Origin of the sequence: Metabacillus lacus (genome assembly GCF_009674805.1) — a bacterium.
Lineage (GTDB): Bacteria > Bacillota > Bacilli > Bacillales > Bacillaceae > Metabacillus_C > Metabacillus_C lacus.
The window spans coordinates 22655-35785 of record NZ_WKKI01000011.1; the positions used below are offsets into that span (position 1 = coordinate 22655).

Here is a 13131-nt window from a genome sequence, read left to right on the forward strand (position 1 = left end):
TCATTTATGTAGAAGAAACACTATCAGACTCTTCCCTGATAGTGTTTCTTCTTTTAATTAAACGTATGTTTAATTTCCTGTTTTGCTTTGTATCGTTCCAAAGCGAGATCAACCAGTTTCTCAATCAATTGAGGATATTCAAGGTCGGTATGCTTCCATAACAGCGGAAACATGCTGTATGGCGTAAACCCTGGCATTGTGTTGACTTCATTGATAAGAGCTTTGCCATCTCTTGTCAGGAAAAAGTCTGCTCTGACAAGCCCTGAACCGTCAATTGCCTTAAAAGCTTTGACAGCCATTTCGCCAATCTGCTTTTGCTCGTCTGCACTTACCTCTGCCGGGATGATCAAATCTGTATCTCCATCTTCATACTTGGCTTTATAATCGTAAAAATCTTTTTTCGGGGCAATTTCTCCGATTACAGACACAGCAGGCTCATCATTTCCTATCACGCCGATTTCAATTTCTCTTCCAACGATAGCTTCTTCCACAATAATTTTCCGGTCATATTGAAAAGCTTCCTGAAATGCAGAAATCAGACTTTCGCGGTCGCTGCACTTGCTAATTCCTACACTGGAGCCAAGATTAGCAGGCTTTACAAAACAAGGATAGCCAAGTTTTTCTTCGACCAGCTCATAAGCTTTTTCATGGTCTTTTTCCCAGTCATTTCGAATAAACCACACATATTCCGCCTGTTCAAGACCAGCCTGGGCAAACAGCTGCTTCATTACCACTTTATCCATTCCTGCAGAAGAAGCCAGAACACCATTCCCCGCGTATGGAACATTAAGGACTTCCAGCAGTCCCTGCACTGTTCCGTCTTCGCCGTTAGGTCCGTGGAGAAGAGGGAAAATAACATCAATACTCTCGCTTTTTTCTTCAGCCCCAATTGAAAAAAGCTGATTGTTTAATGCTGCAGGTGAAATGACACTGTGTTCACTGCTATTTAAGCGGAGAGAGGAGACTTCACTAACCGGTCCCTCAAGCTGCTTGCCGCGGATCCATTCTCCCTTTTCAGTTATATATATAGGATGGATATCAAACTTATCCGTATTCAATGCTTTAATCACTGCAAAAGCAGTTTGCAAAGACACTTGATGTTCAGCGGACTTTCCGCCGTATAAAAGACCAAGTTTCATTTTCATGCAGCTTCCCCCTCACAAATTCATCTAATCCATTTTATCACTTTCAGCTGAAATTGTTATCGCATTTTATAAATCTATATATACTTCGGAGTGAATTCTTTTTTTCAGCCCTGAGCAAGATTACAAATGAAACCTACCCTTTTGTATTACAATATAAACGAGGAGGGATACATATGGAATCCATAAAAACAACAGAACAATTTAATACGCTCATTCAGCAGCCAAAAGAAGTCATTATAAAGTTTTACGCGACATGGTGCCCTGATTGCACACGAATGGACATGTTCATCGGTGATATTCTTGAAGAGTACAAGAACATCGACTGGTATCAAATTAACAAAGACGATTTTCCTGAGATTGCTGAGAAATATCAGGTAATGGGCATACCGAGCCTGCTGATATTCAAAAATGGAGAAAAGCTCGGCCACCTGCACAGTGCAAACGCAAAAACTCCTGAGCAGGTTCAGGCATTTCTGAGCGAAAAGCTGTAAAATTGACAATGCAGTTATAAACACATATGATTCTCTTACATTTCTAAATATTTTAATACTCTTATCAAGAGAGGCGGAGGGAAACGGCCCTGCGAAGCCTCGGCAACGGATCTCTGAGACACCGTGCCAAGTCCTGCAAACATTCGTTTGGAAGATGAGAGATGCTGATGTATGCAGCCTCTCCCTCTAATGAAGGAGAGGCTTTTCTATTGTTCCCGCCCATCAGGGATATACGCACTTAATTCCGAGTAAATAGAGAGGAGAAATACAAATTGAAAGACACCTATATTCAGGGAAGTGAATTGTGGGATAAATTAAAAGAGTTTCCCTCTGATATCCCTCCTGCCATTGTTTTTAATGCTCATATCACAGGCCTTGCCATCGCGCGTTCTCTCGGCAAAGAGGGTATTCCGGTCATTGCCCTGGACAGGGACGGCCGTGCAGTAGGACTGCAATCTAAATACGTAGGAGCAGGAATTCTCTGTCCTAATCCCCTGACAGATGAAGAGGGGTTCATCAGCCTCCTTTTGGAAATCGGCAAGCGCCTTCCACTAAAAGGCGTGCTGTTTCCCTGCAATGATGAATGGGTGCTTACAGTCTCGAGACACAGAGAAAAGCTGCAGCAATATTACCATTTCCCCTTTGCAGACTATGACATTGTCGAACCTTTGCTCAATAAACATAAGCTTTATAAAAAAGCGGAAGAGCTGGGCATACCTCATCCAAAAACCTGGTATCCCGGTGAATGGGAAAGTCCGGAAGCACTTTCGAAAGCAGTTCCTTATCCTTGTATTATTAAGCCGGTGGAGCAAAGAAGCTTTTATGAAGCCTTTCAGAAAAAAGCAATTCTCATTGAAAATCCCCAGGAATTTCAACGTGCTCTTTCCGAGGTTTCAGGACACGGTACAGTGGTACAGGAGATTGTCGGAAGCTCCCTCTCAGACTTTTACTCTCTTTGCACCTATGTCGATCCCGATGGCGAAGTAAAGGGCTATTTTACAGGAAGAAAGCTTGAGCAGTATCCTCAAAATTTTGGGACAGGCTGCCTTGTTGAGTCTTCTCCTATTGACGAATTTGTACCTGCTGGAACGGAAATTCTTCAGACTGCCGGCTATTACGGAATTTCTGAGACGGAATTTGTATATGACAGCAGAGATCAAACATATAAATTATTAGATGTAAACACACGAGTGTGGAAGTGGATCGGACTCCCTGTTTTTGCCGGGGTTAACCTGCCGCTTCTTGCATACAGTGCAGCTGCCGGGCGCTCCATTGAAAAAATGGAAGCTGAAAGAGATTATGCAAAATGGGTATATGTACAAGACTACCTTCAATTAAAGCAGGAAAAAGGAACATCGGGATATGGCCACTTGACAGATGAAGAGCTTCTTTCCGTTGTAACAGGGCAGCTCCCATCGGAAAATCTTGCTGATGCAGTCATTGATGCAGACGATCCTCTTCCATCCGTCCGCCAGGTGAAAAATCAGTACCAGAACGGCTATATATGCCCTTGTTAACAAAGGAAAGGAGTTTTAGCTATGAAATACGGATTTTGGCTCCCTATCTTCGGAGGCTGGCTTCGGAATGTTGAAGATGAAAACATGCCTGCTACGTATGAATACGCAAAAAAGGTGATTCAATCAGGGGAAAAGTGGGGCTTTCATACAACGCTGATTGCCGAGCTCTATTTGAATGATATCAAGGGACCCAAGCGAGATTCCCTGGAAGCATGGACAACTGCCGCTGCACTTGCGGCCGTAACGGAAAAAATTGAAATTATGACAGCTATTCGTCCCGGATACCATAATCCTGCGATTGCTGCAAAAATGACGGCCAATATTGATCAGATCAGCCAAGGGCGGTTTACGTTAAATGTTGTGTCGGCATGGTGGGAGGAAGAAGCCAGGCAGTATGGCGGCATCTTTACAGAGCACGATGAGCGGTATGATAGAACGGAAGAATTTCTCGAAGTGCTGAAAGGACTATGGTCTGCGCAAAATCCCTTTGACCATGAAGGAAAGTTTTATCAGCTTGAAAATACAAATCTGTATCCAAAGCCCGTTCAATCTCCTAACCCGGTTATCTATGCCGGCGGAGAAAGTCCGCGCGGAAAAGAAGCAATCGCCAAGCATGGAGATGCCTATGTGATGCATGGCGGAACAGTGGAAGAAATTCAAAAAAAAATAGCAGGCATGAAAGAGCTGCGAAAACAGTTCAGCACAAAACCTTTTCAATCTTTCGGAATGGCTGGCTACGTGATTTGCCGGGATACTGAAGAAGAGGCTCAGGAAGAGCTGAAGAGAATTACCACGCTGAAAGAATCCTCTGCCTATGCAGGCTTTAAAGATTTTACAACGAAATCACAGCTTGAACAGCGCATTCAGCTTTATGATTATTCCGTTTCAAACCGTGGCCTTCGTCCGAACTTAATCGGGACTCCTGAAGTAATTGCAGAGCGGATTCTGCAGTATGAACATGCAGGACTGGATTTACTGCTTCTTCAATTTTCACCTCAATTAGAAGAGATGGAGAATTTCTCTCAAAAAGTGATGCCGCTGGTAGAAGAGAAGCGCCAGTCGATGGCTGCACAATAAAAAGAAAAAGAGGTTTGCCGACATCCTTCATTCGGCAAACCTCTTTTTCCATTATTCATTGAAAGGCATTTTTTTCATATCATCAGGCAATGTACTGTGCATATATAAAGGTGCAGGCTCCAAGATTGGTGCTTCTGCATGTGGTTCTGGATTTTCTACGTACTCAAATGTACCTTTTCCATCGATGCTCGGTCCGCTTGCCCAGCTGCCGGCTTTGCTTTCTGTTCCTTGGGAACAGTTCATAAACGAGTAGGAGAACTCCTTCGCTTCTCTGTCGCTGCCAAATGTGCCTGGCACGACAATTCCTTCTTTTTCTTCCAGTTCTTTCAGGGCAGCAATCCACTGGTTTTGGTGCATTGTGTCTCTTGCAGCCAGGAATGACAGCATCTCTCTGACGCCAGGGTCATCTGTCATTTCATACAGCCTAGCTACCTGCAGCCTTCCTTGTGATTCTGCATTCAGGTTTGCCCTGAAGTCAGCAATCAAATTGCCGCTCGCCACGATATAGCCTGCATTCCATGGCACCCCCGTACTATTAACAGGCATTGCTCCCAGCCCTGATACAATCGCATGCTGCGGATTCATCCCGCCTAGTGCCGCTGCAATGATCGGGTTTTGCGCTGCTTCTTCCTGATCCTTTACAGGAGCCTTGTCCAAAAGCCTTGCAATCATTGTTGTAATCATTTCGATATGTGCGAGCTCTTCTGTCCCTATGTCCATGAGCATATCCTTGTACTTTTCATTGCCGCGTGTGTTCCAGCCTTGAAATAAGTATTGCATGGCAACGGAAATTTCACCAAATTGCCCGCCTAGGATTTCCTGCAATTTTTTTGCGTACACTGGATCTGGACTTTGTGGACTAGCATGGTATTGCAGTTCTTTGCGATGGAAAAACATAGATTACTTGCACCTCTCAAAAATGGTAAATTTACTCATCACTGAGCATAGTAGTCACTACCCGTATAAAAAGCAGGACAAACTAATCTTTCTGAAGCATGTTCTTACAAATTCTGCAGTTTTTGCTTCTTCCCTAAGCTTTATCAGTATATTTTCCTCGTTCCTTTCTCCCCCTGAAACTACGGAAAAAATGCCGCCCTCTTCAGGCGGCACTTTCAGGAATTATGAAGTTTTAAAATGCGAGATGAATGCATGCAGCTCCTGAGCCATGCTGCTCAGCGAGACTGCTGAGTTAGAAATGTCTTCACTGGAAGCAAGCTGTTCTTCCGAAGAAGCAGCAATGGTTTGAAAATGCCTGGAGCTTTCACTGACTGCGCGGAAGATCTGCCCTGCAGATTCTTCCACCTGTTTACTGCCGGCAGATAGCTGTTCCGCTGTTACAGAAATATCTCCTACTTCAGACACAACATTTTCAATGGCCGATAATGTTTGCTCAAAAACTTTATATATTCCATCCATTGCCTGAGCACCGGTATTTACCTCTTCTGTTACAGCATTCATTGACTCTACAGAGGAGTCCGCTTCCTGCTGAATAGCCCTGACCAGCTCTGTTATTTCATTCGCCGAAGCTGCGGACTGCTCTGCAAGCTTGCGGACTTCATCAGCAACCACTGCAAAACCCTTTCCATGTTCTCCTGCGCGGGCAGCCTCTATTGCTGCATTTAGTGCGAGCAAATTGGTCTGATCAGAGATATCTGTAATTACTTTTACAATTTTGCGGATGTCTCTTGATTTATCTTTCACACTGCTAATTTTTTTTGAAGATTCTATCACAGCTTTTTGTATGCCTGACATCTGCTGCAGAGATGACTGAACATGTGCCGTCCCTTTGCCTGTTTGATCAGCGGTTTCCTTTGCCAGGCCTGCTGCTCTTCCTGAGTTTTCTGCAATTCTTGAAATACCCTTCCCCATTTCCTCTGTGGCATGGAGGGACTCAGAAGCGCTGGCAGCCTGACGATCGGCTCCGTCTGCAATTTCCTGAATGACAGCGGTAACCTGAGTTGCTGAAGCTCTCCCCTGCTGGCTGCTGGCAGACATCTGCTCAGAGCTTGCAGACAGTGCTTGGACATTTCCCATAACACTTTGGATAATGCGTTCAAAACCGGCAAGCATCGAATTAAAAGAACCTGTAATGTTTCCAATCTCATCCCGGCTGACATAGGGGCTGCGGACAGTGAGATCTCCATTTTCCGCTTCCTTTATTTTTTCCTGAAGTTCTTTCAGCGGCTTTGTAATCGTTCTGCCGATCAGTAAGCTTACTATGCCAGATGCGATGGCTGAAACTCCAATCACAATCAGCGTCATGATCAATGCTGACTGCTCGCTTTCGGTATTTTGCAGATTCAATTCTTCAGCAATGTCTGTATTATGAGAGATCAAAAATGAGATGATATTGTCCCCCCTATCAAACATTTGATCTATTTCATTATTGTAAATATAATATGCTTTGTCCTTGTTCCCTTCTCTTACCTGGCTGATAACCTGATCTCTTTTTTCTCGATAATTGCTCAGAAATTCTTCGAATATTTTTAAATTATCTTGCTCAATTTCATCCAGATTGGAAGTTTTGTACTCTTCAATCAGCTTATTATTCTCCTCAACATTCGCTTCAATTTCTTTCACCAGCTGATTATGCCTGGAAATATTATTTGATAGAAGCATTTCATATATATCCACCTTTGTAAGAATCAAATTAGTGCGGATTGTATTGAGCGAGTGTATAGGAAGCAGACGGTTTTCGTACATATCCTGCGAATTATCCTGCATCTGCTTTAAATAGTAATAGCCCACTCCCCCAGTACCTGCAAGGGAAAACACAGCAAGCACGATAATCAGCAAAATCTTTTGAGATACCTTCAGATGTCTCAACCGCTTCATCATCCATTCTCCTTCCAACCTTTTTTCCTTTTATATCGGCCTGTTTACATTTATTTTTAGGGCATAAGTCTCAATTTTCCACAAATTGTTTGACGATTGCTACAGAGGGTAGTATGATACATTAAAACCAACTAAACCGATAAGGATTTAAAGTAAATTGACCCTTTTGACCCTGATATTAATAAAAACTGGATAACTTTTATAAAGAGTGAACGAGAGATCTGGCTCTGTGACTTCACAGCAACCTGCCTGTTGGGAAAGGTGCTTCAACCAGCAAAGCAGCTGCTTTGGATGATAAAGACACTTGTCATATAAACTCCTTTGCGTACCTGCAGGGGAGTTTTTTTATTTGAGCGGTCAGCGGGAGAAACGAGAATTCACTTAATTGGAGGTAGAAATTATGAAGCGGGAACACTACAATGTCATCCAAGGTGCTGATTCTTTTTACTATAGCGGAAATTCCACAGGTGTATTGATTTGCCACGGGTTTAACGGAACACCGCAGAGCGTCGAGGAAATCGGCAGAAAATATGCAGATCAGGGTTATACTGTTTATGCTCCGCGCTTATGGGGACATGGCACTTCTGAGCATGATATGCAGAATGCCTGCTATCAAGACTGGCTTCAAAGCCTGTCTGACGGATTTCATTACCTGAAAAGGAGCTGCAGTGACATTTTTTTGGTTGGGCAATCTATGGGAGGCACACTTTGCCTTCATACTGCAGCGAAGCTGCTTCAGCCAAACGGTCTTGTGCTCATCAATGCAGCGATTAATGATGTAGGATATATGGATATCAAGGAAGCGGCTGAATTTATTGAGGAAGGCAGTCCTGATATTAAAGCGCCCGGTGTATATGAAATTACGTACCCGAAAGTCCCGTTTACTGCAGTAAATGAGCTTCTTTCACTTATGAAAAAAACTTCTCGATGTTTAAAAAGCATCCATTGCCCAGTCCTTCTCATCACCTCACGCATTGATCATGTTGTTCCGCCAGCAAACAGCGATTATATATTTAACAGCATTTCTTCCCCCGTTAAAGAAAGAGTGATTTTGGAAAATTCATATCATGTTGCTTCCATGGACTATGACAAAGAAGAAATTGTACAGCAATCCTGCAATTTCTTTCGCAGAAATGCAGAATTGCAGCATGTATGACAAAAGGAGAGAGAATTGATCATCTCTCCTCCCTTCCTCTCCATCTCTTGTATTTCCAATTCTTTCAAGTCTGATATCATCCCGCTAGTCAAAATGGATATTTTTCTCTTATAATGAAAACAGAAAATGAACAGGAGTGATAAAGATGCAAAAAACATTCAGTCGATTTACCCCAGAGAGAGAAAAAATGAACAGCGAGAGGCAGCACGTCCTCTAATAGAATAGCAGCGTGCTGCTCTCTACGAGGAGAGAGACTGAATGCGCGCATCAACAGTATATATTTGGATGGCTGCCGTCTTAACACTGGCAAATGCCATCATGTTTACCACATATGCAGTTTATTATGTGAATGGGTTGGGGCTGTCCCCTCTTCAGCTCCTGCTGGTTGGAACAGCTTTGGAGCTTACAATCCTTTTGTTTGAAATACCTACAGGAGTTTTTGCTGATACAAGAGGAAGACGCCTCTCTGTCATCATTGGCATTGCGATCGTTGGCTCAGCCTTTATTTTAGAAGGTTCTGTTCCGTTGATTTTTGCCTTAACAGGAGGATTGCTGTCTTTATTTGCAGGAGTTGTCCTGGCGGAAGTATTCAGGGGTATAGGCGAAACATTTATCAGCGGGGCCTCTATTGCCTGGATAACAGATGAAGTCGGTGAAAAGCAGGTAGGAGACCTGCTTTTGAAATCTAATTCAATCAATATAGGGGCAGGGATTGCCGGTATTTTACTGAGCATGCTTCTATCTTCTCTTTCACTGAACCTGCCTTATCTTGTGGGGGGAGTTCTGTACCTGCTTTTGGCGCTGTTTCTCCTCTTTAAGATGAAAGAGTCCCTTACAGTGCATGAAGCTGAAGAATTTTCTTCTCATGTTTCTCATGCTGCAGCCACCATGAAAAGCGGGCTTGCAATTATTAGAAGAAGTGCGGTTCTGCCGGCACTTATGGTTTCTGTCTTTTTTGCAGGAGCCGGCCTTGAAGGAATCGACCGGCTATGGGAAGCACATTTGCTTACTTCCTTTCAACTGCCTGAGGTTTTTGGCTTTACTCCATCTGTGTGGATAGGGCTGATTACGCTATGTGCATCCCTGCTCACTTTTTTGGCAACTGCTGCAGTGAGAAAGCTCGTCAATACTGAAGAAGCGGGTGCGATTGCTTTCTTTCTATCGATCCTGACTGTGATTCAGATAGCCTGTACGATTGGCTTTGCAGCAGCCGGGGAATTTTTGTGGGCATTAATTAGCTTTTTGCTGTTAGCCATGGTGAGAAATGTAAAGAGCCCTCTTTACGATGCCTGGATTATTCAGCACATTCCAAGTGAGTCCCGCTCAACAACACTTTCCATGATCAGCGTATTTGATGCGTTCGGCCAGACGGTAGGCGGTCCTGTCGTCGGAGCTGCAGGAACACGGTATACTGTCAGAACATCTTTGTTGCTGTCTGCAGTCTTTCTGTTTCCGGTTCTGCTTGTATTTATGAGGGCACGAAAGCTTTACAAAATGAAAAAAGATCAGCAGAACGGAGCACACCTGTGAGGGTGTGCTCTCAGACTGTAGACAAACTCGATGGAACGAGCTTGTCTACAGTCTTTTTTGTTTGCGCGGCGGGTGAGCCTCCTCGCCGCCGCTCTCGTCTCCGGGGTCTCACCTGTCCGTCTATCCCGCAGGAGTCTAAGCGCCTTCCACTCCAATCAACAGGATTCTTCACTATAACGCTTGAGGTAATAAAGATGTTTTCGAATCTGCAAGCTGGAAGACATTGATATTAACGGACATATCCGCTTTGTGAAAATCCGATGAAATCAAAAAAAGGAATTCGGAATGCTCTCACTCCGAACCTGCCTACAAACTGGGGGCACACCTGTGATGGTGTGCTCTTTTTAGGTTCCGAATGGAAATTCTAAACTAGGAGCAGACATACAAAAAAGAAGCATACCGGTAAGGCTGCTTCTTTCTAATAGTCCTGCCAATGTATTTCACCCGACTTCTGCTCATAGTCCACAGAGACATCAAAGTCATGCTTTTCATAAAAATGGACGAGGCGGTCAACATGGTCCCAATCCCGCTTGGCAATGTCCCCTGTTATCGCAGACACATTATGCTGTCTGGCTTTTTCCTTTAAATACTTCATGCAGATAGAGCCGTAGCCTTTATTTGCAGGACCCTTGATGTCCCCAATGTGAATAGTATGATTATCAAAGTATGTTGCTTGCAGGGAGAAGTCCCATGTTCCGTCATAAGCAGCATCACACTCACTGATCATAATTTTGCATGAATGGGAATCTTCATGTGAGTACACAATCACCCACTTATCCTCTTTCGATTGATCAATTCCAATCACATTGCTGTTTCTGGCTATCTTTTTTAGATTATCCTGCATCCGGTACAGCTGAAATTCCAAATTTTCATATTCCTGCTGCAGCTCTTCCTCCTGTTCAGTATCTTTTACTGCTGTTTCCATACTCCATCTTCCTCCTTTCAAAAAATGAAATGAGAGCCTGCTTGCTAACTAACAGCCCAAGAACACACAGTTGTCTAGTCTACTAGAAAGAAGAAGGAAATTCAAATGGAAAGTTATTGTTTGGCAGGAAGAAACTGAAGAGAATTTGTAATAAATACTGACTTATAAACCAAGACTAATCATTGATACTCACAGAGTATCTGTTTTATATCCTGCCTGCGAGGTGATTTGATGAGCATACACGATCAGTTAGATCCGCGATCTCAGCTTTTTCACCATAACTGGACGAGGCCCAAAAGGTCAAAATCGCAAGTGAACGGGCATACGCAAATGTCTCAAAAAACGATTATTTTGAGATCAAATGCCAAAGCCCATCGCTGGTAAGATATCATACAAAGAAGGCCGGATTTCTCCGGCCTTTTTACTGCTGATCAAGTAAACTGCGCAAGTCTCTGTATATGAAATCTGCGGCAAGCTGAAGCTCCTCGGGCGGAAGATTCCCCCTGTTAATCCATGCTGTAAGAAAACCATAGCTTTTTGCTCCCGCTATATCCCACCCGTTGGAAGACAAAAACAAGATTTCTTCCTTTTTCAATCCCAGCTTTTCCTGCATAAAGGCATAAGTGCCAGGTGAGGGTTTAAACTGTTCCACATCCTCCACACTGACTATATGGGTGAAAAATGAATCCAAGCCACATGTCTGCATCAGCGGCAGCAGCATGTCACGAGACCCGTTTGAACACACAGCCAGTTTCTTATCTGATAATTCCTTCAGTACTTCTTTTACTTCAGGATATAAGTGCAAGCTGCGATATGCGTTCATCAGCTCTTCTTCAACCTCTCTGCCGCCTTCCAGCTGAAGCTCCTTTAACACATACCGTAATGCATCGCGCGTAACAGCTGAAAAAGGTTGATAGCACCCCATAATTTGCCGGAGAAAGCTGTATTCCAACTGTTTTAACCGCCATTCCCTGCTGATTTCCAAGCCCTTTTCAGGATATACCTTCTCACAAGCCGACTGAATAGAATGAACATCAAATAAAGTTCCGTACACATCAAATACCATTGCTTTTACAGATGAAGTCATCATTCTTCTCCTTGTATACATTGGATTGATAAAGCTATACAGAAACAAGTTTTGCCCTGGGGCGTGCAGATCGGTACCACTGCAGGCATAAAAGAAAAATCAGCACTGCATCAACGGCATCTCCTCCATAATACATCAGCATCGCACCTGATTGAGCCTGTGCTTCTGACACACCCAGCGGAGGGTTTGCATATAGAATTTTTGCCAGTATCCCGTGCCCCGCCAATGCAGCCACAAGAACGGCAGATCTATACAGATAAGGCCGAGGATGGGAGACTGGATCTATATAGATCATAGCTGCTGTAAACAAATATCCCGCAGCAAAAACATGAAAGTGGATAAGTAAGTGAAGAAATCCATTTTCATGCATAAGTGCATACACATTTGTTGTATAGATGAGCCAAAGCCCGCCTATATTCAAAAGAGATGCAGTGACTGGATCAGTCAGAATGCGGGCTGGCCATGATTTAAGAAGCTTTGTCACCTGCCTTGCTGTGCTTGTATTGATAGAGCGGAATAAAAGTGTCATGGGTGCACCGAGCACCATCAGCAAGGGAGCTAGCATGCCGAGAAGCAGATGCCCGAGCATATGAAAATAAAAATCGTGGTGAGCTCTGTCAGCCAGAGGCCCGATGATTGCCGCGAGGGCACAGATGCTTCCTCCATACCAGCATAGCTGCCGCTGCCATGGCCAGGTTTTGTACGTTCTTCTAGACATGACAGAACCAGCACAATAGAGAATGATGCCCGCTGCAAAAGGAACTGCTAAAGCAGCCTGATACACAATCATGGGAAGTTCCTGAGCAGATGAAGTGTGAATATGCGAGAGTATCACGAGTGTTTCCTCGTTGCTGCTGCCAGGTAAAGACCGATTCCTGCCAGCACAAGCGCGAAGACATTCCACACAATATCGTAGACAATCACATTTTCCACATACCGAATTTGATGAATTCTCATCACTTTGTGCTGAATAATGCCATCATAAAGCTGAAACAGCCCTGCTCCCAGAAAGACGCCCCCAACCCATCTTTTCATCCACAAACTGCCTTTTCTCCGCAAATCTGCGAACATAAACAAGCCGCCAATTGTAGCAAACCAGCTGAACGCGTGAAACAATCCATCTGAAATCAATCCAACTTCTGTTGTAGATTTGTCATAAAAATGATGCCAGTGAAGCAGCTGGTGAAAGACAGCCTCATCAATAAATGCAATCATACCGAGTCCGAACAGAAATCCAGACCAGAGATTTTTCCCTTGAGCTCTTCCCTGTCCCCGTTTTTCTTTCATGCTACGCTCACCCTTTCAAGTTGCCGTTCGTTTTTCTACCTTCAGAATTTCCCTTTACAGCCTTCTGGTAAACAGTACCTT

General features: G+C 43.9%; 13 protein-coding genes and 2 riboswitches. Of the genes, 6 read left to right on the forward strand and 7 right to left on the reverse strand.

The window, feature by feature from the left end; all coding sequences use genetic code 11:
* Window positions 1-53: 53 nt before the first annotated feature.
* Window positions 54-1145 (reverse strand): D-alanine--D-alanine ligase, encoded by a 1092-nt coding sequence (locus GJU40_RS08095; protein ID WP_154307237.1) that lies wholly within the window; start codon window positions 1143-1145, stop codon window positions 54-56.
* Between the two features lie 173 nt (window positions 1146-1318).
* On the opposite strand from GJU40_RS08095, the gene GJU40_RS08100 reads away from it, so the two are divergent.
* The 3 genes from GJU40_RS08100 to GJU40_RS08110 all read left to right on the forward strand — a co-directional run bounded on the left by GJU40_RS08100 (window position 1319) and on the right by GJU40_RS08110 (window position 4230).
* The gene (locus GJU40_RS08100) at window positions 1319-1636 is read left to right on the forward strand and encodes a thioredoxin family protein (protein WP_154307238.1); all 318 of its coding nucleotides are present in this window, start codon (window positions 1319-1321) and stop codon (window positions 1634-1636) included.
* A gap of 58 nt (window positions 1637-1694) precedes the next feature.
* A riboswitch (SAM riboswitch) is annotated at window positions 1695-1797 on the forward strand.
* Between the two features lie 111 nt (window positions 1798-1908).
* A complete protein-coding gene (locus GJU40_RS08105) occupies window positions 1909-3153 on the forward strand; it encodes a carboxylate--amine ligase (RefSeq protein WP_154307239.1) in 1245 nt (414 codons plus the stop codon).
* A gap of 21 nt (window positions 3154-3174) precedes the next feature.
* Entirely contained in the window at window positions 3175-4230 is a 1056-nt protein-coding gene (locus tag GJU40_RS08110) for an LLM class flavin-dependent oxidoreductase (protein WP_154307240.1), read from the forward strand.
* 51 nt (window positions 4231-4281) lie between these two features.
* On the opposite strand, the gene GJU40_RS08115 is transcribed toward GJU40_RS08110, so the two are convergent.
* Both GJU40_RS08115 and GJU40_RS08120 read right to left on the reverse strand, forming a co-directional pair.
* On the reverse strand, window positions 4282-5127 hold the full coding sequence (locus tag GJU40_RS08115) for a manganese catalase (protein WP_154307241.1): 846 nt from the start codon (window positions 5125-5127) through the stop codon (window positions 4282-4284).
* Window positions 5128-5349: 222 nt separating this feature from the next.
* Window positions 5350-7068 carry a methyl-accepting chemotaxis protein gene (locus GJU40_RS08120; RefSeq protein ID WP_154307242.1) on the reverse strand — a complete coding sequence of 573 codons (1719 nt, stop codon included), beginning with the start codon at window positions 7066-7068 and terminating at the stop codon, window positions 5350-5352.
* A gap of 193 nt (window positions 7069-7261) precedes the next feature.
* A riboswitch (SAM riboswitch) is annotated at window positions 7262-7366 on the forward strand.
* A 99-nt stretch (window positions 7367-7465) separates the two neighbouring features.
* Between GJU40_RS08120 and GJU40_RS08125 the strand changes: the two genes are divergently transcribed.
* Both GJU40_RS08125 and GJU40_RS08130 read left to right on the forward strand, forming a co-directional pair.
* Entirely contained in the window at window positions 7466-8221 is a 756-nt protein-coding gene (locus tag GJU40_RS08125) for an alpha/beta hydrolase (protein WP_154307291.1), read from the forward strand.
* A gap of 258 nt (window positions 8222-8479) precedes the next feature.
* The gene (locus GJU40_RS08130; RefSeq protein ID WP_154307243.1) at window positions 8480-9751 is read left to right on the forward strand and encodes an MFS transporter; all 1272 of its coding nucleotides are present in this window, start codon (window positions 8480-8482) and stop codon (window positions 9749-9751) included.
* A gap of 418 nt (window positions 9752-10169) precedes the next feature.
* Here the strand turns inward: GJU40_RS08130 and GJU40_RS08135 are convergent, their stop codons facing one another.
* Complete coding sequence (locus GJU40_RS08135; protein WP_154307244.1) at window positions 10170-10676, reverse strand: GNAT family protein; 507 nt, start codon at window positions 10674-10676, stop codon at window positions 10170-10172.
* 231 nt (window positions 10677-10907) lie between these two features.
* Here GJU40_RS08135 and GJU40_RS08140 point away from each other — a divergent pair, with 231 nt between their 5' ends.
* Window positions 10908-11060, forward strand: a complete 153-nt coding sequence (locus tag GJU40_RS08140; protein ID WP_154307245.1) for a YpzG family protein — start codon at window positions 10908-10910, stop codon at window positions 11058-11060.
* A 37-nt stretch (window positions 11061-11097) separates the two neighbouring features.
* On the opposite strand, the gene GJU40_RS08145 is transcribed toward GJU40_RS08140, so the two are convergent.
* The 3 genes from GJU40_RS08145 to GJU40_RS08155 are packed head-to-tail and all read right to left on the reverse strand — an operon-like array spanning window position 11098 to window position 13050.
* Complete coding sequence (locus tag GJU40_RS08145) at window positions 11098-11766, reverse strand: haloacid dehalogenase type II (RefSeq protein WP_343031471.1); 669 nt, start codon at window positions 11764-11766, stop codon at window positions 11098-11100.
* Window positions 11767-11797: 31 nt separating this feature from the next.
* The gene (locus GJU40_RS08150; RefSeq protein WP_154307293.1) at window positions 11798-12553 is read right to left on the reverse strand and encodes a cytochrome c oxidase assembly protein; all 756 of its coding nucleotides are present in this window, start codon (window positions 12551-12553) and stop codon (window positions 11798-11800) included.
* A gap of 41 nt (window positions 12554-12594) precedes the next feature.
* On the reverse strand, window positions 12595-13050 hold the full coding sequence (locus tag GJU40_RS08155) for a DUF2243 domain-containing protein (protein WP_154307246.1): 456 nt from the start codon (window positions 13048-13050) through the stop codon (window positions 12595-12597).
* Window positions 13051-13131 lie beyond the last annotated feature (81 nt).

Coding starts and splice junctions, on each gene's coding strand:
- GJU40_RS08095 (WP_154307237.1), bottom strand. CDS start 1,145: ATGAAAATGAAACTTGGTCTTTTATACGGCGGAAAGTCCGCTGAACAT.
- GJU40_RS08100 (WP_154307238.1), top strand. CDS start 1,319: ATGGAATCCATAAAAACAACAGAACAATTTAATACGCTCATTCAGCAG.
- GJU40_RS08110 (WP_154307240.1), top strand. CDS start 3,175: ATGAAATACGGATTTTGGCTCCCTATCTTCGGAGGCTGGCTTCGGAAT.
- GJU40_RS08115 (WP_154307241.1), bottom strand. CDS start 5,127: ATGTTTTTCCATCGCAAAGAACTGCAATACCATGCTAGTCCACAAAGT.
- GJU40_RS08120 (WP_154307242.1), bottom strand. CDS start 7,068: ATGATGAAGCGGTTGAGACATCTGAAGGTATCTCAAAAGATTTTGCTG.
- GJU40_RS08125 (WP_154307291.1), top strand. CDS start 7,466: ATGAAGCGGGAACACTACAATGTCATCCAAGGTGCTGATTCTTTTTAC.
- GJU40_RS08130 (WP_154307243.1), top strand. CDS start 8,480: ATGCGCGCATCAACAGTATATATTTGGATGGCTGCCGTCTTAACACTG.
- GJU40_RS08135 (WP_154307244.1), bottom strand. CDS start 10,676: ATGGAAACAGCAGTAAAAGATACTGAACAGGAGGAAGAGCTGCAGCAG.
- GJU40_RS08140 (WP_154307245.1), top strand. CDS start 10,908: ATGAGCATACACGATCAGTTAGATCCGCGATCTCAGCTTTTTCACCAT.
- GJU40_RS08145 (WP_343031471.1), bottom strand. CDS start 11,766: ATGATGACTTCATCTGTAAAAGCAATGGTATTTGATGTGTACGGAACT.
- GJU40_RS08150 (WP_154307293.1), bottom strand. CDS start 12,553: ATGATTGTGTATCAGGCTGCTTTAGCAGTTCCTTTTGCAGCGGGCATC.
- GJU40_RS08155 (WP_154307246.1), bottom strand. CDS start 13,050: ATGAAAGAAAAACGGGGACAGGGAAGAGCTCAAGGGAAAAATCTCTGG.